The organism is Streptomyces sp. RLA012 (assembly GCF_056270325.1).
The window spans coordinates 179,185-203,194 of the sequence record NZ_JBWDPA010000003.1 but is presented as its reverse complement, the minus strand read 5'-3'; the positions used below and the strand labels follow the sequence as shown (position 1 = coordinate 203,194).

The window sequence follows — 24,010 nt, the reverse complement described above, 5'->3', positions numbered from 1 at the left end:
GAGCCCGGCGGGCACGGCATCGAACGCGCGCTGCGCGCCGCGCTGGCCGACGCGGGGCTCGGCGCCTCGGACGTGGACCACGTCAACGCGCACGGCACCGCCACTGTGCTCAACGACGTCACCGAGGGGCGCGTGCTGCACCGGGTGCTGGGCGACCGCCCGCTGGTGACCTCGACGAAGGGCGTCACCGGTCACACGCTGGCGGCGGCGGGCGCCATCGAGGCCGCGTACACCGCACTCGCCATAGAGCGGCACAGCGTCCCGCCGACGGGCAACCTGACCCGGCTCGACCCCCAGGTGGACATCGACGTGGTCAGCGGCGCGCCGCGCCATGCCGCGGTCGACGTCGCCGTGAGCACCTCGCTGGGCTTCGGCGGCCACAACGCGGCACTCGTGCTGACCGCTGCCTGAACCAGCCGACCCCTACCCACCCACCCACCCACCCACCCACCTGCCTCCCTCCCTCCCAGACCGTCCCAGGAGACGCCGATGAAGAAGTCGCAGAAGAAGCTGCAGAAGATCCGTCTGGTCGCGCTGGACAGCGACGGCGTCCTGCTCAACGACACCTACAGCCCGGTCATCGAACGTTTCGTCACTCGGCACGGCGGCGAGTACACCGCGGCCGTCGAACGCGGCGTCTGGGGCTCCCCCCAGCTCGCGGCCGGCCAGAACATGGCCCTTGCCTGCAAGCTGCCCTGGTCGGCGAAGGAAACCATCGACGCCTTCTTCGAGGAGCGCGAGGACTACCTGAAGGAGAACCCGATCCAGGTGACGGAGGGCGCCGACGAACTCCTGGCCACCCTGCGGGACGCCGGCGTACGCGTCGTCTGCTACGGAGGCCGCAACCGCGAGTACACCTTCGACCGGTTCCTCGGCCACCTCGCCGGATACTTCGACGCCGAGATCCCCTACGTCGACGTCAACGACTTCCGGCCCGGCACCAAGGAGATCGTCCGGGACGTCTTCGGCTACGCGTTCGACGAGGTCCTCTTCGTCGACGACATCAACCGCGTGGCCGAGGTCACCCAGCGCCTGGGCGCCGGATTCATCGGCGTGCCGGCGGACCTGCCCCACAACTTCCAGCGCGCGGAGATGGAGGCCACCGGCGTACGGCACCTGGTCGACGACATCCGGAAGATCGACGCCGGACTCCTGCGACAGGTGGACGAGGAACTGGCCGCCGGTACCCACTGGGCGGCCCCGGACACCCGTCCGCCGGCCGAGCGGGCCGGAGCAGCGGCCGGATGACCCCGCCCGGCGTGCTGCCCACCACCCCGCTGGGCGCAGCGGGTCCGCCGGTCGCGGTACAGGGCCTCGGCTGCATGGGAATGAGCGAGTTCTACGGCCCCAGCGACCGGCAGGAATCCCTGAGAACCCTGGAACGGGCGCTGGAACTGGGGGTGACCCTCTTCGACACCGCCGACAGCTACGGGCACGGGCACAACGAGGAGATGCTCGCCCCGTTCCTGCGGGCGCACCGCGACCGGGTGCTGGTCTCCACCAAGTTCGGCCTGGTACGCAAGGCCGACGACCCCCACTACCGGGGGATCGACAATTCCCCCGCCCACCTGCGCAGCGCGGTCGACGCCAGCCTGCGGCGGCTCGGCGTCGACACCATCGACCTCTACTACGCCCACCGGCTCGACCCCGGGAGGCCGGTGGGGGAAACCGTCGGCGAGATGGCCGGGCTGGTCGAGCAGGGCAAGATCCGCCATCTCGGTCTGTCCGAGGTCACCGGCGCACAACTGCGCGAGGCCCACCGGACACACCCGATCGCGGCCGTGCAGTCGGAGTGGTCCCTGTTCTCCCGCGAGGTGGAGGCCGACGTCGTCGAGGTGGCGGCAGAGCTGGGCGTGACGTTCGTGGCCTACTCGCCGCTCGGCCGGGGCTTCCTCGCCGGCAGGTTCACCAGCGCGGACCAGCTCGCCCCCGACGACTTCCGGCGGGGGGTGCCGCGTTTCACGGGGGAGAACGCCGGGCGCAACACCGAGCTGCTCGCTCCGGTCCACCGGATCGCCGCGGCCAGGGGAGCGACGGCGGCTCAGATCGCCCTGGCCTGGCTCCACCGGCGGTCCGCCGTCCACGGCGTCTCTCTCGTCCCCATCCCGGGAACGCGCAGCGCCGCCCGGCTGGAGGAGAACGTCGCCGCCACGGCCATCGATCTCGACGCCGGGGAACTCGCGGAGCTGGAGGACATGGCCGCCCGGGTCTGCGGCTCCCGCCACATCGGACTGACGTTCGCCCCCCGGCCCGGAGCGGCTCCGGTTCAGCCCAGGTAGAAGTCTTTGCGGGCGGCCACGAATGCCTCGATCGTCTGAGCAGGTACGCCCGTGACGCGTTCGACGTCGTGGGACGCGCGGTCGTAGCGGTTCTCTCGGTGGAGCCGGGCCATGGTGGCGATGTGCTCCTCGACGTGCGGCGGCAGGCCCGCCTTCGCGAGGACCTCGGAGCGCCACCGGTCCAGCGGTACGTCCGTGTAGGACACCGGACGCCCCAGCGCCCGTGAGAACTCCTCGGCCATCTCCGTCATGTCGACGGTGCGGGGCCCGGTCAGCTCGTAGACGTTCCCGACATGCGGCGCCGGGTCGCGCAGCACGGTGGCGACCACCCGGGCGACGTCGTCCACGGCGACCGGCGACGTACGCCCGCTGCCGAACGGCAGGGCGATGGTGCCGTTCTCCCGGATCGACCGCGCCGCCAGCGTGGTGAACAGCGGATTGTCCAGGAACGACGTCGGCCGGATGTGTACGACCGGCAGGCCGGACCAGTTCAGGACCTGCTCCGCCAGCCAGTGCAGCCGCTGCTGGTGCGACTCCCCGGTACTGGTGGCGGTCATCTGCGACACCGTCATCTGCGACATCCCGACCAGGCCGTCCAGCCTCCCGTACTCGCGCGCCACGGTGGCCACCACGGCGGCCGCCAGCAGATGGTCCGGCGACACGGGCATCGCGAAGTACATCCGCCCGACACCCTCCAGCGCGGCCGCGACACTCTCGGGCCGGGTCAGATCACCGACGACCACCTCCGCACCGAGCGCACGCAGCCCGGCCGCACGGTCGTCGTCACGACGGACCATCGCACGCACCGGCACGTCCTGCGCGCGCAGGAGGTCGAGGACGGTGCGGCCCACGTCGCCGGTGGCGCCGGGGACGAGAACAAGGTTGTCGGCAGTCATCGGCCGGTCTCCTTCCGAGTGTCCGTCTCCTTCTGATTGTTCGAGTATCGCGGGGTTTGGGTGGTGGTGCGATCACATGTGCGTCCTCGCGGGGGAAGCCCTGCCGGGGCGCCTCACTCGAAGGGGGCGAGGAACTCCCGTACCGGCAGCGCCCGGCTCACGATGCGGGTGTCGCCGATCCACCCGTAGAAGCCCTGCCCGAAGCGTTCGTCGAACTGGGTGGCGCCGATGACGAAGGGCTTGCCGAGCGTGGCGATGCCGGTCGACGGCTGCGAGGGATTGCGGGCGATCTTCGAGCCGTCCACGTACATCACGGTGCGGTGGCCGTCGTTGACGACGGCGATGTGCATCCAGCGGCCCACCGGCACGGCGTGGCTCCACGAGGTGGGGTCGGCGTCCTGCCGCTGCGGATAGACGACGAACTGCAGGAACCTCTCGGGGGAGAGGTTGAGGCTGCAGGTGGGCTCCAGCGGGGACCAGCCCGTGGTCTTGCCCGCGTCGCCGTTGCGCCCCTCCCAGCTGAGGATGCCCATCCAGTCGTGGTTGCCCTCGAAGGGCTCGGGCAGCCGCAGGAACGTCTCGATGGTGTAGCCGTGGGTGAACTTCGCGCTGTTCAGGGCGGCCTGGGCAGCGGTCGTCAGGACGGCCGCGCGGTCCGGGTCCTTGCCGCCGTCGAAACGCAGGCTGGCGTGCGCGGGCTGGCCGGGGTGGTGGTCGGCGGACCAGGTGAGCGCGTCGGGCCCCTCGGAGTGCAGACGGGTCACGGTCAGGTCGTTGCCGTTGCCGGTGAGGTCCCGTACGAGCGTGCCGTCCACGACGGGCGAGCCCTCGGCCCGGGCCGCGGGCGTGCCGGAGGCGTCGAAGCGCCAGTACGCGACCGTGCCGCGCGGCATCACGGCGGAGGCGGGACGCGGCTTCGGCGGCACGGCCGGGGCGAAGCCCGCGAAGCGCTCGCCGAAGTCGACGCTCAGGCTGAACCGGTCGACGGGGCCCGTCAGCTCAACGGTCTCGGCCTCCAGGGGGGTGCGCTTGTCGGGGTCGCGGCTGAGGAACCACGGCGAGAAGGTCTCGACGTCGATGACACCGCGGGCCAGGTCGAACCGGTAGGTGCGGATCATCGCGGCGCCGCCGTAGTAGCGGTCCTGGTAGTTGGTGATGTGGACGTGGACATCGTTGTCGGCGTCGTTGGACAGGACCGTGCGTCCCGGCGGCCAGTAGTGACCGCCCAGAGCCAGGAAGATCTGGTCGTTGCCGCGGACGAGGCCGTCCCACAGGCGTTTGCCGTTGTCCGACAGATGGGCCCGGCCCTCGTCGTCCGACCAGGCGACATCGTGGGTGGTGAGGACGGCGGGCAGGGTGGGATGCGCGTCGAGGACGCCCTGCGCCCAGCGCAGTCCCTTGTCCGACACCCGCCAGTCGAGGGCGAGCACGAGCCATTCACGGCCCGCGGCGCGCAGCACGTGGTAACTGTTGTAGCCGTCGGGCGAGGCGCCGCGGAAGGTCGGCATGGAGGCGTAGCGGGTGGGCCCGAACGCCGCGAGGTAGGCGGAGTCGCCGCGCTGGTCGTCCGTGGCGGAACTGATGTCGTGGTTGCCCGCCAGGACGCTGTAGGGCACCTTGCCGTGGATGGTTCTGAAGGTGTCGGCGGCGAGTGCGATCTCGTCCTCGGTGCCGTGTTCGGTGACATCGCCGAGGTGCGTCATGAAGGCGATGTTCGCCTCCGCCCGCTCGGTCGCGAGATGGCGGAAGGTCTCCCGCAGCGGGGCGGGATCGGAGCTGTCGGCGTCGAAGAGGTACTGCGTGTCGGGGAGGACGGCCAGCGTGAAGCGCGGGCTCTCGGGATCGAACCGGCCGCCGTGGGCCGCTTCCAAGGCCTGCGCCGGCGTCGCCCCGAGGGCCGGCACCGCCGCCGCGGTCACCGGTACGGCGACTGCGGCACGCAGCAACGCGCGTCTGTGCAGAGGACTTTGGCGTTCGGCTGCGCTCATGAACACTCCAGACGTAGGACGCTCGATCACGCCGTACGCTGCGCACCCGCTCTGTCCGGGCGGTGGCGGGCAGCTGAACGCCCGCCACCGGTAGCCGCACGTTTACCGGTACCGGCTCCGGGGGGCGGGGGCCGCCGCGGGCGCGGTGACGCCGGAGAAGTCGTGCGGGGCGACGCTGTTGCGGTCGCGGACCGACCGGCCGAGGGCGTACTGCGGCCACAGGCCCGCGGCCACGCGTCTGCTGCGTTGGCTCCATTCCCGGGCCGGCCCACTGCTGGTCTTGTAGTAGTTGAGGGCGTAGCCGCCCGTGTGGATCCGCAGCAGGCAGAAGCCGCCGGGGTAGTCCTTCACCGCACCGACCTCCTGCAGGGTCACGTGCCGCGCCTGCGGCAGGACCGTGCGCTTGTTGCGGTGGGTGTGGCCCGCGTGGTGGAGGAAGACGCCGGGGGCGGCGGCGTACGCGTCGAGGATGGCGCGGGCCTGCCGGCGATCGAGGCGCTGCCCGCTCGTCACGGGGAACGGAGAATGACGAACGGTCAGCGGGTGATGTCCGAAGACCACGGTGGGCTGGTCCCTGTCCTGCCTCAACCGGGCCTGGAACCAGGACAGTTGCTCTCCCGACAGGCCGCCCGGATCGCCGCCGTTGCCGCTCTTCTCGTAGGTGTCCAGCCCGACGATCCGCAGTCCGCCGAGATCACGCGCGAAGTACCCGGGCCCGTCGGCGCCGACGAATCCGTCCCGGAAGCTGTCGCCCCACCCGCCGGGGCCGGTGCGGGGCCGGTCGTGGTTTCCGCGGACGACGAAGTAGTCCTGCCCCTGGGTGCCGAACCCGTCCAGGATCCGCTTGGCCTCCCTGAGATCCCACGGCGCGCCACCGGCCGATATGTCCCCCGCGGCCAGCAGATGGTGGGCGCCGCGCCGGTGCGCCTCCTCGACCAGGGCCCTGCCCATGATCTCTGGGTACGGGGCGTGGCCGAGCCGTTGCGAGACGCCGCGCAGCAGCGGAACCCCGGCCACCAGTCCGGCGGTGGTCTCGCCGAGGTGCAGGTCGTTGCAGAGCGCGATCGACAACAGGTGGCGGCCCGGCGGGGGATGGGGCGTGGTGAAGGAGTACGGGCCGCGCGAACCGAACCCGTGGAGGGAGGTTCCCACCGCGTTGCCCCGCACGAGCTGCAGGGGCGTGGGCACGGCCGCCGAACCCCGCGAGCGGGCCCGGTAGTAGTACGTCTGACCGGGTTCCAGCCCGGTCAGCTCCACATAGTGGTGGGCGGTGCGCTCACCCTCGGCGGCGGTGCGGTTCAGCCGTGCGGGATGGGTGCCGTAGACGACTTCGCCCTCGGTCACGGCGGGCAGCATCCGGCCGAAGCCGTCGTCGCTGCCGGGGACGCCGGTGTACCAGGTGACGACGGCCCGGTCCTCGGTGAGGGTGACCAGTTCCAGATGGACGGCGGACACGGCGTCGGGGCCGGCGGGCGGGCGCCTGTCCGCCGCACGGCGACGGACACCGGCCGGGCGCAGGGACCGGAACAGGGACGGAGCGAGGGCCGCGGCGGATCGCAGCACCTCGCCCGGAGCGGAGAGGGACGCGAAGGCCGGGGGAAGAGCGGGGAGACAGCAATACATGCCCGTGACGTGCCCGCCGGCGGTGAACGGCAACGGTGCGGCCGACGGCGCCGGTCTGAAGCGACGGCGCGGGCCGGGTGACCGTCAGCCGGAACCCGCCGCGCAGGCGGCAGGCACCACGGGCAGGAGCGGACGCGGAGGCAGAGCCCGCGGAACGCGCTCCAGGACGCCGCCCGCGAACACGTCGTACAGCGGCAGGGTCTCCAGGTGTACGTATCCGATGTGGCAGTCGCACACCTGGCGGGGGCAGGTCCGCGGGCCGAGCGCGGCACGGTAGGAGCCGTCGTAGAGATTGCCCAGCTCGGTGCGGACGAAGTGGCAGCGGCGGACCGCGCCCGCACCGTCCACCGAGAGGACCGATTCGCCGGTGCGGCACGGCATGCCCGCCGAGCGGTGCGGGTGCCGGCTGAACGGGAACAGCGGGTCCAGCGCGGTCCACTCGGCGGCCCGCTCGTCCGTGTAGGTGTGTCCCTCGGCGGCGTTCACCCACAGATAGACGTGCTCCGGCAGGTCCGCGCGCAGCCGCCGCGCGTGCTCCAGATGGTCCGCCGCGCCGACGATTCCGACGCTGAAGCGGATACCGAGGGCGGACAGGGCGTGCGTCTTGGCCAGGAACCGTTCGTAGGGCGTCTGCCCGGGGTGGTAGGTGCACCACAGGGCGACGGTGGCGGGGTCCGCGTCCGCCAGCCAGTCGGTACGGCAGCTCAGATTGGTCTGGATGGCGACACGCCGCACCTGCGGCCGGTGCGAGAGCTCCACGAGGACGCGGCGGTACCAGGAACGCACCAGCCCCTCGCCCCAGGGGGTGAACAGCACCGCCAGCCGGTCCTGCTCCTGCCCGCCCGCCCACGCGGTGAACCGCTCCAGCGCCGCGCGGTCGGCGCGCAGCTGCGCCGGGGCATCCCGCCGCTTCGCGAACGGGCAGTAGGGGCAGTCGTAGTCGCAGGAGGACAGGGGACCGCGGTACAGGAGCGTCAGGTCCACAGTTTCCCCCTCACTTCGTCTCGTAGGCGGCCATGGCCTCGCGTACGGCCGGTGAGAAGAACTCGGGGCCGATGGCGTCCGAGTGGGCGAGTCCCTCGGCGGACAGGCGCAGCCGCTCCGGCAGGCCGCCGTCGAGCCAGCCGCGGGCGGTGAGGGCCGCCAGCTGCGCGGGGAAGTCGTCGTGCGGATCGCGGCCGAACCGCAGACGGTAGTCGGCGACGGGCAGGCCCTCGGCCTGCAGCAGGGACTGCAGCAGATGCCGGCGCCGTGCCTCGTCCTCGTCGACCCGCCTTCCGTGCAGGGCGCGCGAGAAGTCCTCGGTGGCGGTGTAGGTGTCGATGATGCCGCGGATCTGCGGCATCGACACGGCGTAGTCGAAGGAGTAGTGCAGCCCGGAGGTGTACGAGCGGGCGCCGCACCCCAGGCCGATCATGCCGTCGGTCTGGCAGGCGTGGTCGTCCGGTCCCTGCGGCGGCGCGTCCGAGCGCCGGAACATGCGCATCGACACCTGCTCGTAGCCGTGCGAGAGGAGATGGTCACGGCCCTCCCGGTAGCGGCGCAGACGCTGTTCGTCCCAGTCCCGGCCGGCCGCCCGCGCGTCGGCGTGGCGTCCGAGGCCGGTGAGGGGGCGGATGTAGAGGGGATAGAGGTAGATCTCCTCGGGGTGCCAGGCCAGGGCCGCGTCGAGGGAGTAGCGCCAACTGGCCGCGCTCTGGCCGTCGATGCCGTAGATCAGGTCGATGTTCAGGACGGGGACGGCGGCCTCGCGGATGCGTCCCAGCGCCGCCTCGACGTCGGACCTGCGCTGCGGGCGCACGGCGGCCCGTGCCTCCGCCTCGACGAAGCTCTGCACGCCCAGGCTGAGGCGGGTGGTGCCCCGCTCGACGAGCACGGCCAGCCGGTCGGCGGTGGCCGTGGCGGGCGAGGCCTCCACGGACAGGGGGACGGCCCGCAGGTCCACCCCCATCTCCCGCTCGGCGATGTCGCACAGCCGCTCCAGCTCGGCGGCCTCCAGAAAGGTCGGAGTGCCGCCGCCGAACGCGGCGTTCGCGAACCGCGGGGGCTGCGCATCGCCCAGGGCCGCACGGACGGCGGCGGCCTGGCGCCGCAGGGCGTCCAGATAGCGGCCGGTCAGGCCCTCGGGCGCGCCGATGCGGGTGAACAGGTTGCAGAAGCCGCAGCGGACCTCGCAGAACGGGATGTGCAGGTACAGCGAGAGCGACTGCCGGGACTGGCCGGCCCACACCTCCGCGAGCCGCGGCCGGGGGTCGAGCGGCCGGTAGGCGGTCTTGTGCGGGTAGGCGTACGTGTAGCTCTGGTAGGGGCGCGGCAGGCGGACGGCGGCGGCCGCAGGGGTGGGGGTCATGCGGACGGCTCCAGGAAGAAGTGGCTGTAGGGCACGGTCCACACGGATTCGTGGCCGAGGCGGTGGCCGGTGTAGCCGTCGTCGCCGTAGGCGGTGCCGTGGTCGGAGCAGACGATGGCGAAGCAGCGGCGGCGCGAACTCATCGCGGAGAACAGCCGCCCGACGTGCCGGTCGATGTACTCCAGCGCAGCGGCGTGGGTGAGCCGGCTGTCGCCCGCCGCACGGGTCGCGCCGGGCAGGTGGAACCAGTTCGGCTGGTGCAGCGCGGAGGCGTTGAGGAAGAGGAACAGCCTCTGCTCCGGCGGCAGTTCGGACACCGTCTTCTCCGCGCGTGCCACCTGCGCCTCGAAGGAGGTCGGGGAGGCCACCGAGAACTCCGGCTCCCAGTGGCTCTCCTGGAACAGCCCGGGCAGTACGCCGCCCAGAGCGCCCCGCTTGTTGAAGAAACCGACGCCGCCGATGCACACCGTGCGGTAGCCGCGCGCGGCCAGCGCGGACACGAGATCGGGGGTGTCGAAGACGAACGTGCCGTCCGCCGTCGTCTCGCTGCCCGCGAACTCGGCCGCGAACAGCCGCGGATGCGGTCCGGGCGCGGCCGGCGTGGGCAGGAAGCCCGCGAACATCGCCTGGTGGGAGGCGTAGGTGAAGCTCCCCGGGGCGTGCCGCTTCTCCCAGGTGCCACCCGGGAGATGCGCGCTCAGATGGGGCAGCCGGCCGGCTGCCGCCAGTTCGGCCGCCACGTCGTGGCGGAGGGTGTCCAGGGTGAGCAGCAGCAGGTCGTCACGGCCCACCACCTCGTTCATGTCCGGCGTGCCGGGCTCAGGCTGGGGCATGGGCTGTCCTTGGCAGATCGTGCGGTGCTGCGGGCGGCCGTGGCAGCCCGGCCGGTACGCCTGCCCGGGGCAGGAGACCGGGGGAGAAGGACCCGGCCGCGGCGACCTGCGCCGCGTAGGTGCGCCGCGTAGGTGTCCCGGCCCTCCGCGCCCCTGCCCGGAAGGCCGGTCAGACGGGGAAGCAGATCGCCGAACGCGTTGACCTCCCCGACGGCGAAGCGGCGCCAGCCGATGGCCGGCAGCAGATCGACACCGACGCACAGGGTGCCGGGAAAACAGGCCGCGGCCCGCTCGCTGGTCGCGAGGGCCTCGGCCCACCGGTCACCGGCCAGCGCCCGTACGGCCGTCAGATCGCCGCGCGTCCCGCCGAGATGCAGATTGGTCAGCGGAAAACGGCTCGTACGGACCACGGCGTGGGTGGCCCGGCCGCCAGTGACCACGATGCGCAGGTCCGCCGACCGGTTGCCCAGCGAGGCCTTCGGCAGCCACCGCTCGATGTGCAGCCCGTCGGGGGCGAGCGCGTCGACGATCGCGGCGATCTCCCTCTCCCCGGTGTAGCGGCGCACACGCAGGGAGTTGTACAGCCGGCCGTCCCCGGTCCGCTCCACCGACGTGGTCGCGCGAATCCGGCCCGAAGCGGTCGCCTCGATCGCCAGCACACCGGAGGCGGAGGAGCCGTGGGCGAGCTTGACGAAGACGCGCCGCATGCCCGCCCCGTCCATGAGGGCCCGTACATCCGCCCAGTCCCGGACCGGCGGGACGCCGCCGGAAGTGGGGGACGGCGGCACCAGAACGCCCGCACGGGCGAGCCGCTCGTGGCACAGCCGTTTGTCGAACATCACCGCCAGGTCCGCCGGATCGTCGAGCCGCCGGCCTCCGCGCAGCGAGGCCACGCACTCCAGGAACCGCGCGTACCAGCGCGCGGAACCCTCCACCCGCGTCGGATCGTCCACACCGCGCAGCAGGACGTCCACCTCGGCGCTCTCCCCGGGGGAGTCGAGGCGGACGATCTCGTCACCGGCGAAGTCGTGTCCGCCCTCGCGCAGCACGTCACGCCACTCGACGACCCGGGGCGTGCCGTGGCGGCCGCCGCGGCGGCCGCGGCGAACAGGCTCACCCGGCGGTTGTCCCCGTTGGCGACGACCGCCCACCTCGGCGGGGTGTCCGCCGGATCCGCACGGCGCATGCCGCTCCCCCTCTCCCCGTCCTGACCGCGGACCGCGCTACTCACCCACCGCGACGAAACGCCAGACCGTGCCGTCCTCCTCGTCGGTGTCGTCCTCGTCCTCCTCGGCGCTGCCGGCGTCCGCGTCGACCTCCACACCGGCGGGCTCCAGCGTCTCCAGCAGCCGTGTGCGCAGGGCCTCGCCGAGGTAGTTGTGGTGCAGGTCGAGCTTCTTGAGGTGCGTCAGCGGCTGACCGGTCAGCAGAGCCGTCGCACCGTCGTCGGTGAGCACCCCCATGGAGACGTCGAGCACCTCCAGGCGCGCCACCACCGGGGCGGAGGCCAGTGCCGCGCAGATGGCGTCCTGGATCTCGCTGTTGCGCAGGGCGAGACGGGTGAGACGGGGCAGCCGGGTGCCCGCGAAGAAGGGTTCGAGGTCGGCCACCTCGGCATCGCCCCCGTACTCGGACGTGCCCAGCCACAGGTCGAGGTCGGCCAGGGCGGGCAGGTCGCTGCCGGCTATGCCGCGCACCGCCTCGGCGGGCATCCCGCCGCTCTCGACGGTCAGCTTGCGCAGCCGCTCATGACGTACGGAGGGGAAGGCCAGCTGATTGCCGCCGCGGACCGCGAACTCCTCCAGATCCGGGAAGGCTTCCAGGAGCGGAGCGACGTCGCCCTGGACGATCCAGGAGATCTCGCACTCCTCCATCACGATGTCCGCCAGGAACAGGCCACGCAGGGCGGGCAGCCGGTCGCGGGCCGCCACCAGCGCCTCGATCACCTTGTCGGGGGCGCTGTCGTACACATCGCTCCACGCGCCGACGATCAGGGCGCGCACCCGCCTGGTGTCGACGGCCCGGAGGAAACGGGCGAAGGCCTCCTCCCACTGCTCCTGGGCCTCGTAGGAGTCCACCGCGATACGCCAGGCCACGGACTCGGGCGCGGGAAGAAACGACGCGTCGGCCGGTGCGTCGCCGGCATCCGGAAAGGTGAAGGACGGCAAGCCGTGGAATTCCCCGAGATGGCTACCGATGGTCATGCGCGCCCGCTCCTTCGTGCTGAGGCCGGTGGTTCGGCTGTCGTGGTCCTGAGCCTGGCGCGCCGACCACATCCAGGCAACGGAGTTCTACCAAGCCCCACTGACAACCCAGTGACCAGGGGTACTTCCGCACGGCCGGGGGCAGCGCGCCCCACACGGCCCGGAGGACCGATTGTCAGTGCCCGCCCCTACGGTCCTTGCCATGGCACACCGTGTGCCGCATCAAGAGGGGAGAGCCATGTACCGGCAGGGAGACGTTCTGATCGTGGCACTGGCCGCGAGCGCGGTGCCGGAGCACGCCCTCGACGCGGCGTCCGAACCGCGCGACGGCCGCGGCAGGCTCGTCCTGGCGCTCGGCGAAGTCACCGGCCACGCCCATGCGGTGGCCGGTCCGGGACGGCTGATCCGCGAGGGCGGCGTGTTCGGGCCGATGCTGCTGCACGTGCCCGAAGGAGCGCGCGTCGTGCACGAGGAGCACGCGGCGATCCCGCTCCCGAAGGGCTGGTACCGGGTGATCCGGCAGCGCGAGTACGTGCCGGGTTCGGTGCGCGTCGTCGCCGACTGACGCGACGGGGCCCGGCACAGGACGTGGGAGACGTGGGAGAGGAACGGCATTGATGCACCAGGACAGTTGGCGGGCGGCGGCAGCGGCGACGGGGCCGGGGGACCGGGCGGCGGCCGAGGAAGGTGTCCGGCTCGCCTACCGGCGTGCCGGCCTGGCCGGCCCCGACCGCATCGTGTGGGTGCGCTCACCCCGTGAGGCGGTACGGACCCTCATGACGGCGACACACCCGGACGGCACGGCACTGGGCACCCTGGGCGCCGGTGTCCGCGACACCGTGCTGGGCGCGCCCTGGGCCGCCGAACGGCACCGGCTGCACGGACAGCTGGGCCCGGAGGGGTGGAGCGGGCACTGGCGTGCCACGGGAGCGGGCCTGTGGGAGTCGACCCGCACCCTGGTCGACCGGGTACGGGCGGCGGTCGTCGAGGAACTCGCCGCCGACCGGCGGGAGGAGACACAGGTCCGCCTGCTGCTCCTGGACGCCGCGCTGGGACAGCACGACGCGGCGTGGCTGTGCGCGTTCGAGCCCGGGGACGACAGCCCCCTGAGCGGTCTGGCCGCCGTGGCGCACCACGCGGGCTGGTGGTGGCCCTACGAGAACGTGGCCGTCATCAGCGAACGCCCCCTGACCCTGCACCGCGACGAAGCCGGACGCCTGGACCGGGGCGAGGGCCCGGCGCTCGGCTACGCCGACGGGTTCGAGCTGTACGCCTGGCGGGGAATGCCCGTTCCGCGAGCGTTCCTGGACGAGCTCACCACGCTGACCCCGGAACGGATCCGCGGCGAGGAGAACGCCGAACTGCGCCGCGTGATGCTGGAGTACTACGGCTACGGCCGGTATCTGGAGGAGTCCGGCGCGCAACCCGTCCACCGTGACGAGACGGGGGTGCTGTGGCGGGTCGAACTCGTCGGTGACGAGGACGTGGTGATGGTCGAGGTCGTCAACTCCACACCGGAACCGGACGGCACGAGCCGCACGTACTGGCTGCGGGTACCGCCGACGACCCGTACGGCCCGTGAGGCGGTGGCCTGGACGTTCGGCGTCGGCGCGGACGTGTACGAGCCGTTGCGGCAGACCTAGATGAATGAGTCCAAGGGGTGTCGTTGCGGTCAGTGATCGTAGGCGGTCAGTGACCGCTTGATCGGCTGTCCGGTTTTGTCGTTGTGCCAGATCGCCGCTGTGAGCGCGAGGATCCGGCACAGAACGCGGACCGCCACCCCCGCCGGGCTCTTGCCGCCGTGTCGTTCCAGGTCGAGCTGCCCCTTGAAGGTCTGGTTGATCGACTCGATGACCTGCCGCAGCGGCTTGAACAGGTGTGCTCCGGCCCGTTCGGCCTCCCCCTTGCGGGCCGGCCGCAGCAACTCCAGGTGACGCTCGGCAAGATCGCACTCGAACTCGCGGCCGTAGTAGTTCTTGTCCCCGATGATCGTCTGCCCGGGGCGGGCTGCTTCGACATCGGGCGCGGTGTCGAGCATGTCGCGCAGTGTCTCGCGCTCGTCGGCCTTCGCGCCGGTGAGGGCGAACAGGATCGGCAGCCCGCCCAGCGTGCACACCAGGTGCAGCCGCAGCCCCCAGAAGTACCGTGAGTGCGACGCGCAGTAGCCGTACTGGGCCCAGCCCGCCAGGTCCGAGCGTCTGGCCGTCTCGCGGGAGCATCCGCAGCCGACCGGGGTGGAGTCGACCAGCCACACGTCGTCGCTCCACAGCGAGGTGTCCCGGGCCAGGATCCGGATCATGCTGGTGAGCAGCGAGGACGCGGCGCGCAGCCGCTTGTTGTAGCCGGACTGCTGGGGCACGTAGGGGAAGAGGTGGCCGAAATCCCGCCCGACGCGGCGCAGCCAGCGCCGCTCGGATGTGTAACCGAGCAGCGCCGACGTGACCGCGAGCGTGACCAGTTCGGCGTCACTGAGCGTGGGTGCGATCCCGACGGCGGGCCGGTACGGGGCCAGCCACGGCGAAGCCTTCAACTCGTCGTCGATCCGGGCATAGAGTGCCGTTGCGAGGGTGTCCAGGTCTGTCTTCACACACTGACATTGGACGCCCTCGTCTCATGTCCGCAGGCCATCCCTTGGACTCATTCATCTAGACGGCGGCGGCACCCGGCGAGCACCCGGCACGCACGGGCCGGCGCTCAGGTGTCCGGGCCGGCGGGCTGCTCGGCGGCGCCGGCGGCGGTCCCGGCGGACGGCCACTGCGCCAGCGAGATCATCCCCATCACACGGTGGATGAGGTAGACGGCCAGAGGCAGCTCGGCGAGCGCCGCGAGCACCGCCGACAGCCACACCTCCGAGGTGCCGAAGGCGAGCGACACGTCGAACCACGCGTCGCACATCAGCAGCACCGCCGTCGAGATCCCCGACACGATGACAGCGCGGTGCCGCCGCCAGCCGAAGAACACGGTGGACGCCATCGCGACCATGAGCAGGACGTCGAATCCGACCCATGTCACGCGCCACTGGTGGACCTCGTACCCGGACGGCAGGGTCAGCGCCAGCAGGACCGTCCACGGGACGAGACAGACGGCGCAGACGGTGAGCAGCTCCAGCGTGTGACGCCGGTGCCGGCGTACCCGTTCGGGCAGGTCGGCCGCCGCGGTCAGTGCCGCGGCCTTCGTCCGGGTGCGGGCCTGCGTGTCCCTCACGTCGGCTGCTCCGTTCTCGTTCTGTTCCCGGGGATGATCCAGCCCGGCACCGCCAGGCTAATACCCGGGCCACCGCCGTCGGACGGGGCCTGTACAGGGGAAAGCCCCGGCTGGACGGGGGAGACCAGCCGGGGCCGTATGCCGTGGCGTGCGGAGGGCGGTCGCCTCGCGGCGGAAGGCTCCATGGGGCTTCAGCCGGACGATCGTCCCCATGGGCTGTAGGTGAGACCCGGGGACACTGTCCCCTCCGCAGCCACATGAGATAGAACGGCTAACCACCCCTGGTTGTTCCTTCCTTGGCGCCGGTCCCGTGTGAAGTGGGGCACGGACGGCGGGTCGCCGGCAACGGCAGGGGTGCCGCGGTGTCAGCGGCGGGCGCCGCCGCCGGCCTCGGCCAGGTCGTTCCGGCACGCGACGAGCCGGCGCCCGCTGTCCCCCGCACCTCGCGTGCCGCCGGCCGGCCGCCGGCCGAGGAGGTGGCCGATCCAGGCGCCGAGCGCCGCTCCCAGAACCGGCGCCACCAGATAGATCCACAGATCCTTGGTCCGCCCGGCGAGCGCGGCGGGCCCCAGCTGGCGGGCGGGGTTGACCGAACCTCCGCTGCGGGTGCCGAGCAGGGCGATCACCAGCGCGACGGACAGTCCGACGGCGTACGGCAGCAGGTGCGTAAAACGGGCACGGGCCAGGAGGAACCCGACGATGAGGACGATGGCCGCCATGCTTCCCGCCTCGGCGAGGAAGACGGACGCGGGCCGCCAGGAGGGTGCGGGCATGATCGCGGCGTAGCCGACCGACGGGAGGGAGACCGGACGTCCCCACACCAGACGCGCCAGCGCCGTCCCCGCCGCGGAACCCGCGAGCTGGGCCAGCACATAAGGCAGGACACCACGCCCCGGGAAGGCGCCCATCAGCCACAGTGAGACCGTCACGGCAGGATTCATGTGTCCCCCGCTGCGCCGGCCCGGCGGGGTGAGGATCAGCGCGGTGAGGACAGCCCCGCTGAAGACGCCGATGACGGCGATCGCGGCGTCCAGGTCGGCGATGTAGAGGGCGGAGCCCGGATCCCGCAGCCACCGGACGGCCGTCACCGCGAGGAACAGCAGGACGGTGGCGAGCACGAACTCGTCGGCGGCACGGGCCGGGGACAGCCGGTGCGGGAGAGAGGAAACGGTACTCACCGTGGTCTCCTTGCGTTCGCCGGCCCCGTCGCGTACGGCTGCGGACGCGGGGCCGTACGGTCAGGCGGCGGGTGTGTAGTGACCGGGGACGAGGCGGGTGGACACCCCGAAGCGGTTCCACGTGTTGATCGTCGCGATCGCAACGATGAGGCGGGCCAGCTCGCTCTCGTCGAACTCCGCCGCGGCCCGCGCGTACACCTCGTCCGGCACGAACCCGTCCGTGAGCACGGTGACCGCCTCCGTCAGCTCGATCGCCGCGATCTCCTTGGCCGTGTAGAAGTGCCTCGACTCCCGCCAGGCGTCGAGCTGGAGGATCCGCTCCGCCGACTCGCCCGCCGCCAGCGCGTCCTTGCTGTGCATGTCCAGGCAGAAGGCACAGTGATTGATCTGGGAGGCGCGGATCTCGACCAGGTTCAGCAGGACGGGCTCGACTCCCTGCTTCGCCGCCGTGTCCAGGCGCACCATGGCCTTGAATGCCTCCGGGGCGAGTTTCGCCCAGTCCAGACGGGGTGTGTGCTCGGGAAGACGTTCCGGGTTTTCGTGTGCTTCGTTCGTGTTCATGACTGCAACGCTACGCATCCGGTGGCACTGAAGTAGGGTCCATTTCCGTGACAGATTCCCAGACCAATTCGGGGACCGGCCCGCCCTTCGAACCCGGCACCGACCTCCATCTGGAACTGCGCGGACCCGGGCTGCGCGCCGGGCTCACGAACGCCCTGCGGGACGCCGTGCGCACGGGACGGCTGGCGCCCGGCACCCGGCTGCCGCCGTCCCGCTCGCTCGCCGTCGATCTCGGTGTCTCCCGCAACACCGTGACCGACTCCTACGCCGAACTCGTCGCGGAGGGCTGGCTCACCGCCCGGCAGGGATCCTGGACCCGGGTGGCCGAGCGGGCCGAGCCGCGCCGGGCCGCACCCGCCGCCCCCCGCGCGCAGCCGGCCCGGAAACGTCCCGCGTACGGCCTGCGGCCGGGTTCACCGGACCTCGCGAGCTTCCCCCGCACGCAGTGGCTCACCGCGGCCCGCCGCGCCCTGACCGCCGCACCGCACGACGCCTTCGGCTACGGCGACGCCCTCGGCCAGGTCCGGCTGCGCACCGCCCTCGCGGACTATCTGGCGCGGGCCCGCGGGGTGTACGCCGAGCCGGAGCGGATCGTCATCTGCTCCGGTTTCCACCACGGGCTCGCGCTGATGGCACAGGCGCTCGGGGCGCGGCAGGTGCGGGCGGTGGCCGTCGAGTCGTACGGACTCGACGTCTACCGTGACCTGCTGACCGGTGCCGGCCTGCGCACCCCGCCCGTCCACGTCGACGAACACGGCGCGTGCACCGACGACTTGGCGCGGATGGAGGGCATCGGCGCGCTGCTGGTGACACCCGCCCACCAGTACCCGACGGGGGTCGCGCTGCGCCCGGACCGTCGCACGGCGGCTGTCGAGTGGGCGCGGCGCACCGGCGGGCTGATCCTGGAGGACGACTACGACGGGGAGTTCAGGTACGACCGTCAGCCGGTGGGCGCCCTGCAGGGCCTCGACCCCGACCGGGTGGTGTACTTCGGCTCGGTGAGCAAGTCACTGGCGCCCGGGGTGCGGCTCGGCTGGATGGTCCTGCCGCAGGAAGTGGTCCCGGAGATCGTTGCGGCCAAGGGGTACGGCGACTACATGTCGAGTGCGCTGGAACAACTGACGCTCGCGGAGTTCCTGACGTCCGGCGCGTACGACCGTCATGTGCGCTCGATGCGGGTGCACTACCGGCGCCGTCGCGACCAGCTGGTCACGGCCCTGGCCCAGCGGGCCCCTCGCGTCCGCGTGACCGGCATGGCCGCCGGGCTGCAGGCGGTCCTCGAACTGCCGCACGGCACGGAGCGCTCGGTCGTCCGGGCGGCGGCGCGGCAGAACCTCGCGGTCAGCGGGCTCGCGGAGTTCCGCCACGAAGCGCCGGAGTCCGGCCGTCGGCCGCCCGGACAGGACGCGCTCGTGGTGAACTACGCGGCTCCCTCGGACAGTGCGTGGACGGGTGCGCTGGACACCCTGTGCAGGGTGCTGCCCCAGACGCAGTGACCCGCAGGGCTGATGCCGTGGGCGGGGCCGCCGTGGCCCGGCTGCCGCTCCGGGCGGCCGGTCACCGCAGTCCGACGGATTCCTCCAGGTGGGCGAAGGCGTCGGCGGCCGTGTCGGCGGGGAAGAACAACTCCTCCAGGGGCACCGGCAGGAATCCCTCCTCCTCCATCCGGCGGAGCTGGAGTGTCAGGCCGTCGTAGAAACCGGCCGTGTTCAGCAGCACCACCGGCTTGTCGTGCAGGCCGTGCTTCCTCAGCTCCAGGATCTCGGTCGCCTCGTCCAGCGTGCCCAGGCCGCCCGCCATCACGAGCACCGCGTCCGCGCGGGCGAGCAGCAGGGCCTTCCGTTCGGCGAGATCTTCGGCGAACACCATCTCGTCGGCGTCCTGCCTGGCCCACTCCCGCAGAAAGGTGACCGAGATCCCCACGAGCCGCCCTCCGGTCTCCCGCACCCCATCGGCGACGACCTTCATCAGCCCGGTGTCGGATCCGCCCCACACCAGGGTGTGACCGCCCTTGCCGAGCAGTTCCGCCAGCTCGCGGGCAGGCCGGGTGTAACGCTCGTCGAGGTCTGCGGCGGAGAGGAAAACACAGATCTTCATCGTGGTGGGCGCTGCTGCCGTCATGATCCCCACCGTACGTACGGGACATCCCGGCCGCATGGACCAATTCCCGGGTGGCGGACGGGACCATTGCGCCGGCCGGTGGGCGGGAGCCCGCGCACCGGTGGCTTCGGGCCGGGGCCGTCGTGCGGGTCGGCCACAGCGCGCTCGGCCGCGGCAGCTCCCGGGCCGGCGAGGGCGGTTCAGCCGGTCTTGCGGGCCACGCCCCCGTAGAAGCCGATCTCGCCGGATCGTGCCGACGGCGGGGTGTCCGGACGCCAGAACGGGACCTGGGCCAGACCGGGCTCGACCAGTTCGAAGCCGTCGAAGAACCGCTCGACCTCTGCGCGGGACCGCAGGTTCAGCGTGGCGGTGGCCTTGTTGTAGACGGCCTGGGCCGCGCTGCGGTCGGCGAAGTCACCCGTGGCGTGCGAGAGCACCAGGAAGCTGCCGGCCGGCAGCGCGTCGCGCAGGGTGGCGACGACCTGATCGGGCTTCTCCGCGTCGGTGAGGAAGTGGATGACGGCGACCAGGAGCAGGGCGACCGGCTGGTCGAAGTCGATGACCCGGCGGACGTCGGGGTGATCCACGACGGCCAGTGGATCGCGCACGTCACCGAGCACGATGCTGGTGGTGTCGGAGCGGCCGAGCAGCGCGTCGACGTGCGCCCTCACGATCGGATCGTTGTCGACGTACGCGGCGCGCACGTCCGGGGCCACCTCCTGGGCGGTCTCGTGCACGTTCGGCGAAGTGGGCAGCCCGGTGCCGACATCGAGGATCTGGCGGACGCCGCTGCCGACAACGTAGCGGACGGCACGCTGCAGGAAGGCGCGGTTGGCCCGCACGCCGATGCGCACCTCGGGCGCCGCGGCGGCGAGTTCGTCGCCGGCCTGCTGGTCCACCTCGTAGTTGTCCTTGCCGCCCAGCAGATAGTCGTAGATCCGCGCAGGGTGCGGCCTGCTGGTGTCCATCCACTCGGCACGGAAGCCGTCCTGCCTCACACCGCGCTCCTCTCGACGCCCCCACGGCACCCTTGCCCGCGAGCGGCTGACGACAGCCTCCCACATCAACTGCCGTGCACCTGCACGCAGTTGCCGGTCACCCACCGGCCACCCGCCGGAGGCCGCCTCCCGGAGGTGTTCCCCGGCGCCGGCCGTCAGCGGTGCCGGGTTCACGGCACGGCGTTACGTGAAGGCCGGTCCGTGATCGGTGTCAGAGGGCGCGCGGCGCCGGAAGCGCACGTCCCAGGCGTGCGAGCGGGGACAGCGCCATCAGCAGGGGGGACAGCATCATGCCCGCGGCCGTCGCCAGGAGGCTGGTGCGCAGCCCCCACTCCTGCGCGAGACCGCCGCCGAGCAGAGAGCCGAACGGGGTCATTCCCATGCCGGCGAACGTGATCGTCGCGGCCACGCGGCCCTGCATTCCGGTCGGGGTGACGGCCTGCCGGACGGCCGTGACCGTGACCGACACCAGCTGGCTGGAGGTCCCGAAGGCGAAGTTGACCGCAAGGAGCGCGGGGACCGTCACGGCGGGGGAGCCGTGCAGCGCGGGCACACACAGGAACATGCCGTCGCCGAGCGCCGCCGCGGACACGAGCACCGCGCCATGGCCGAACCGGCGTGGCAGGCGGGCGGCCAGCACCGAGCCCAGGAGCGCGCCCGGCCCCGTCGCCGCCAGTGCCAGGCCGACGGTGGTGCCCGACAGGTGCAGTTCCCGTGGCAGGAAGAGCAGATAGACGGTCATCGTGGCCGCGAAGGAGAACTGGAAGGCGGCCGAGGCGAGGCTCACGGTCCGCAGCGAGGTGTCGCCGACGACAAAGCGGAGGCCCTCATGAATCTGCCGCCATACCCGAGGCGGACGCTCCGGGCGTTCAGAGCGTTCAGAGCGTTCAGAGCGTTCCGGGTGTTCCGGGATCGATTCGCGGTGACGGATCCGCTGGATCGACAGGGACGACAGCGCGAAGAACAGCGCGCTGGAGGCGGCGGCGATCGGCGCCGACAGCAGGGACACCAACGCACCGCCGAGGGCGGGACCGCCGATCTGCGCCGCGGACCGGCTGCCTTCGAGCGCGCTGTTGCTCCGTACCAGCTGGTCGTGTGTCACCAGCCGTACGACGGACGCCTGGTACGCCACGTCGAAGAACACGGACAGGGCCCCGACGGCGAAGGCGACCACGAGCAGTGCGGGCAGGCCGAGCAGGCCGAGGAGGCCGGCCACGGCGGCGGCGCCCAGGACCAGGGTCCGGCCGGCGTCCGTCAGCACCATCACCGTGCGGGTCCGCCATCTGTCCACCCACGCGCCGGCGAAGAGCGAGAGCAGCAGGATCGGCGCCTGCCCCACCGCGCGCAGGACGCCCAGCCGGCCGGCACCGGCGTCGAGTGTCAGGACGGCGAAGAGCGGCAGAATCACCAGACTTGTGTGTTCACCGAGTTGGGAGGCCGCTTGGCCCACCCAGAGTCTGCGGAAGTCGCCGTCTCGCCACAGGCTTGACGCAACAGGCCGACCGGAACCGGATACAGCGGAGGAAGCGGACGGCACGGGGATCCCTTGTTTGCCGACAACGAGGCCCGTCACCCGGCGCACCACAGGTGCACCGACGATTCGGGCGGGCGAAGGCTCGCTGTGCCGCAACATCAAGGGCAGCACGCGATGACAGGCCGATCACGGCCTACGACGTCAACGCGCGCTCGGACGACCGGGCATGTCTTGGCTCCTCGTGGGTTACTCGCTGCACCCGCAGGCTAGCCCTCGGCGGCCCGGCGCGAAAGGCGATTAAGGCCCGCGGCGGACGGCCGGTCAGGTGCGCAGGGCACCGGCCGGCAGGCGGGTGACGGCTGCGAAGGCCGCGAAGGCGGCCAGACTCCCGCAGGTGAGGCCGGGCCAGTCGGCCCAGTCGGGATCGGCGGGAGCGGACGCCAGGGCTCTGGTGAGCCTGTCCGCGGACCACCCTGCCGGCAGCGCGGTCACGAAGGCCGGCCAGCGATGCCGTACTCCCTTGACCACGTCGTCGAGCAGGGCGTTCATGGTGCCGACGAACATCACGACCACCACCATGTCCTCCCAGCCGAGGGCGGCCGCACCGGCTCCGGCCGCGGCCGTGCCCGCCCAGACCCGTGCCAGGGGCCAGACCGGGGCGGCATGCCGCGGGGTCTGCCGCGGCAGCCGGAAGAACCGCCGCACGCTCTCCGTGAATCCGCGCTCTCCGTCGTCCGACGCCATGTCGCCCCTTCCTTCGGCTCGCGTCAGGTGGACGCGTGGCAGGGGGCGAAGGTTGCGGCGTCCGGGGGCGTCCCGCGGTGGCCGGGAGAGGAGCACGAGAGGGGCCTTCGTCCGCGATCTCGACAGCGATGCGCAGAGGACTGCGCCCTGCATTGACATGTTCACGCGGGGTCCTTATGGTCCAGGCCGCGCGTCCACATTGAGGAACCCTGTTCTCATTCGTGAATGGAGAGGTCATCGGATGGCACGAACCAGAACCGCGCTGTGCAGCGTTCTCGCCCTGCTGGCCGGCCTGCTGAGCCTTCAGCTCACCGGCCCGGCCCCACGGGCGACGGCCGCACCGGCCGCCTTCACCCACCCCGGTGTACTGGTGAGCCGGGCCCAACTCGACTACGCCCGGTCGAAGGTGCAGGCCGGCCAGCAGCCGTGGAAGGCCGCGTACGACGGCATGATGGCCAGCTCCTACGCCTCCCTGTCACGTACCGCCAAGCCGCGCGCCGTCGTGGAGTGCGGATCGTCCTCCAACCCCAACTACGGCTGCACCGACGAGCGCCAGGACGCCATCGCGGCCTACACCGACGCGCTCGCCTGGTACTTCACCCGGGACAGCAGATACGCCAAGAAGTCCATCGAGATCATGGACGCCTGGTCCGCGACCATCACCGATCACACCAACAGCAACGCCCCGCTGCAGACCGGCTGGTCGGGGTCGACCTGGCCGCGCGCCGCCGAGATCATCAAGTACACCTACGACGGCGGCTGGCCGGGCGCCGGCCGCTTCGCGACCATGCTGCGCGACGTGTACCTCCCCGAGGTGATCAACGGTGCGGCGACCAAGAACGGCAACTGGGAACTGGTCATGACCGAGGCGGCGATCGGCATCTCGGTCTTCATCGAGGACCGCACCAGCTACGACAAGGCGGTCAGCACCTACCTCGCCCGAGTCCCGGCGTACGTCTACCTGACAGGTGACGGCGACCTGCCCGAGCCGCCCGCGGGCAGCAGCATCGACACCAGCGCCGAGATCATCAAGTACTGGCAGGGCCAGAGCACCTTCACCGACGGCCTCGCCCAGGAGACCTGCCGCGACTTCGGGCACACCGGCTGGGGCATCGCCTCCATCGCGGACATCGCGGAAACCAGCCGCATCCAGGGCCAGGACCTCTATCCGAAGATCCAGGACCGGCTGCGTTACGCACTGGGCTTCCACACCTCCTACGAGAACGGCACCGCCGTGCCGTCCTGGCTGTGCGGCGGCTCCGTCAGCACGGGCCTCGGCCGGGTCACGGAGGTCGGCTTCAACGCCCTGCACAACCGCCTCGGCATCGCCATGTCCAACACCCAGGCATACACCGAGGCACACCGGCCGTCCGGCACGGACAACTACTTCAACGCCTGGACGACCCTCACCCACGCGGACAACATCTACTGATCACCGGCTTTCGGGGCCGGTGGAGCGGCTGAAGGCCGTTCCGTGCGGGCCCGGCCGAACATCGAAGGGTTTCGCGCGCCGCGCCGCACGCGAAACCCTTCCTCTGTTCCTCTGTTCCTCTGTTCCTCTGTTCCTCGGTGCCGTGG

General features: G+C 71.8%; 21 protein-coding genes and 2 pseudogenes. 7 read left to right on the top strand and 16 right to left on the bottom strand.

Going from position 1 to position 24,010, the window contains the following annotated elements:
• The 3 genes and pseudogenes from RV986_RS53495 to RV986_RS53485 all read left to right on the top strand — a co-directional run.
• Positions 1–411: pseudogene (locus RV986_RS53495) on the top strand (3-oxoacyl-ACP synthase); the annotation flags it as partial.
• Positions 412–489: 78 nt separating this feature from the next.
• The gene (locus RV986_RS53490; protein WP_475924915.1) at positions 490–1,248 is read left to right on the top strand and encodes an HAD family hydrolase; all 759 of its coding nucleotides are present in this window, start codon (positions 490–492) and stop codon (positions 1,246–1,248) included.
• Positions 1,245–2,279, top strand: a complete 1,035-nt coding sequence (locus RV986_RS53485) for an aldo/keto reductase (RefSeq protein WP_475924914.1) — start codon at positions 1,245–1,247, stop codon at positions 2,277–2,279. Before RV986_RS53490 ends, RV986_RS53485 begins: the two co-directional genes overlap by 4 nt.
• Here RV986_RS53485 and RV986_RS53480 read toward each other — a convergent pair.
• The 8 genes and pseudogenes from RV986_RS53480 to RV986_RS53445 form a co-directional block, all read right to left on the bottom strand.
• Positions 2,267–3,175: an NmrA family NAD(P)-binding protein gene (locus RV986_RS53480; protein WP_475924913.1), complete on the bottom strand. Its 909-nt coding sequence runs from the start codon at positions 3,173–3,175 to the stop codon at positions 2,267–2,269. The two genes, RV986_RS53485 and RV986_RS53480, sit on opposite strands and share 13 nt — an antisense overlap.
• A gap of 113 nt (positions 3,176–3,288) precedes the next feature.
• The gene (locus tag RV986_RS53475) at positions 3,289–5,163 is read right to left on the bottom strand and encodes a LamG-like jellyroll fold domain-containing protein (RefSeq protein WP_475924912.1); all 1,875 of its coding nucleotides are present in this window, start codon (positions 5,161–5,163) and stop codon (positions 3,289–3,291) included.
• Between the two features lie 102 nt (positions 5,164–5,265).
• Positions 5,266–6,819 (bottom strand): purple acid phosphatase family protein, encoded by a 1,554-nt coding sequence (locus RV986_RS53470; protein ID WP_475924911.1) that lies wholly within the window; start codon positions 6,817–6,819, stop codon positions 5,266–5,268.
• Positions 6,820–6,870: 51 nt separating this feature from the next.
• Positions 6,871–7,770: an STM4011 family radical SAM protein gene (locus RV986_RS53465; RefSeq protein WP_475924910.1), complete on the bottom strand. Its 900-nt coding sequence runs from the start codon at positions 7,768–7,770 to the stop codon at positions 6,871–6,873.
• A gap of 10 nt (positions 7,771–7,780) precedes the next feature.
• Positions 7,781–9,136, bottom strand: a complete 1,356-nt coding sequence (locus RV986_RS53460; protein WP_475924909.1) for an STM4012 family radical SAM protein — start codon at positions 9,134–9,136, stop codon at positions 7,781–7,783.
• Positions 9,133–9,939 (bottom strand): STM4013/SEN3800 family hydrolase, encoded by an 807-nt coding sequence (locus RV986_RS53455; protein ID WP_475924930.1) that lies wholly within the window; start codon positions 9,937–9,939, stop codon positions 9,133–9,135. The genes RV986_RS53460 and RV986_RS53455 overlap by 4 nt, the downstream gene beginning before the upstream one ends.
• Positions 9,936–11,155 (bottom strand): annotated as a pseudogene (locus tag RV986_RS53450) (STM4014 family protein). Before RV986_RS53450 ends, RV986_RS53455 begins: the two are co-directional and overlap by 4 nt.
• 37 nt (positions 11,156–11,192) lie before the next feature.
• Positions 11,193–12,173, bottom strand: coding sequence for an STM4015 family protein (locus RV986_RS53445; protein ID WP_475924908.1), 981 nt, complete (start codon positions 12,171–12,173; stop codon positions 11,193–11,195).
• Positions 12,174–12,411: 238 nt separating this feature from the next.
• Between RV986_RS53445 and RV986_RS53440 the strand changes: the two genes are divergently transcribed.
• On the top strand, positions 12,412–12,738 hold the full coding sequence (locus RV986_RS53440; protein ID WP_475924929.1) for a hypothetical protein: 327 nt from the start codon (positions 12,412–12,414) through the stop codon (positions 12,736–12,738).
• 49 nt (positions 12,739–12,787) lie between these two features.
• A complete protein-coding gene (locus tag RV986_RS53435) occupies positions 12,788–13,816 on the top strand; it encodes a DUF6745 domain-containing protein (RefSeq protein WP_475924907.1) in 1,029 nt (342 codons plus the stop codon).
• A 29-nt stretch (positions 13,817–13,845) separates the two neighbouring features.
• Here RV986_RS53435 and RV986_RS53430 read toward each other — a convergent pair whose 3' ends face one another.
• From RV986_RS53430 to RV986_RS53415, 4 genes are all read right to left on the bottom strand, one after another.
• Entirely contained in the window at positions 13,846–14,760 is a 915-nt protein-coding gene (locus RV986_RS53430) for an IS982 family transposase (protein ID WP_475922630.1), read from the bottom strand.
• A 107-nt stretch (positions 14,761–14,867) separates the two neighbouring features.
• Positions 14,868–15,377, bottom strand: coding sequence for a hypothetical protein (locus RV986_RS53425; protein ID WP_475924906.1), 510 nt, complete (start codon positions 15,375–15,377; stop codon positions 14,868–14,870).
• A gap of 365 nt (positions 15,378–15,742) precedes the next feature.
• A complete protein-coding gene (locus RV986_RS53420; protein WP_475924905.1) occupies positions 15,743–16,555 on the bottom strand; it encodes an MIP/aquaporin family protein in 813 nt (270 codons plus the stop codon).
• A 60-nt stretch (positions 16,556–16,615) separates the two neighbouring features.
• Positions 16,616–17,116 (bottom strand): carboxymuconolactone decarboxylase family protein, encoded by a 501-nt coding sequence (locus RV986_RS53415; protein ID WP_475924904.1) that lies wholly within the window; start codon positions 17,114–17,116, stop codon positions 16,616–16,618.
• 47 nt (positions 17,117–17,163) lie between these two features.
• On the opposite strand from RV986_RS53415, the gene pdxR reads away from it, so the two are divergent.
• The gene (gene pdxR, locus RV986_RS53410) at positions 17,164–18,612 is read left to right on the top strand and encodes a MocR-like pyridoxine biosynthesis transcription factor PdxR (protein WP_475924903.1); all 1,449 of its coding nucleotides are present in this window, start codon (positions 17,164–17,166) and stop codon (positions 18,610–18,612) included.
• A 61-nt stretch (positions 18,613–18,673) separates the two neighbouring features.
• Here pdxR and RV986_RS53405 read toward each other — a convergent pair whose 3' ends face one another.
• The 4 genes from RV986_RS53405 to RV986_RS53390 form a co-directional block, all read right to left on the bottom strand.
• Positions 18,674–19,213 (bottom strand): LOG family protein, encoded by a 540-nt coding sequence (locus RV986_RS53405; protein WP_475924928.1) that lies wholly within the window; start codon positions 19,211–19,213, stop codon positions 18,674–18,676.
• Between the two features lie 203 nt (positions 19,214–19,416).
• Positions 19,417–20,214: an SAM-dependent methyltransferase gene (locus RV986_RS53400; protein WP_475924902.1), complete on the bottom strand. Its 798-nt coding sequence runs from the start codon at positions 20,212–20,214 to the stop codon at positions 19,417–19,419.
• Positions 20,215–20,425: 211 nt separating this feature from the next.
• Positions 20,426–21,751, bottom strand: a complete 1,326-nt coding sequence (locus RV986_RS53395) for an MFS transporter (protein ID WP_475924901.1) — start codon at positions 21,749–21,751, stop codon at positions 20,426–20,428.
• 258 nt (positions 21,752–22,009) lie between these two features.
• Positions 22,010–22,432 carry a hypothetical protein gene (locus RV986_RS53390; RefSeq protein ID WP_475924900.1) on the bottom strand — a complete coding sequence of 141 codons (423 nt, stop codon included), beginning with the start codon at positions 22,430–22,432 and terminating at the stop codon, positions 22,010–22,012.
• A gap of 241 nt (positions 22,433–22,673) precedes the next feature.
• Between RV986_RS53390 and RV986_RS53385 the strand changes: the two genes are divergently transcribed.
• Positions 22,674–23,864, top strand: a complete 1,191-nt coding sequence (locus RV986_RS53385; protein ID WP_475924899.1) for an alginate lyase family protein — start codon at positions 22,674–22,676, stop codon at positions 23,862–23,864.
• Positions 23,865–24,010: the final 146 nt, after the last annotated feature.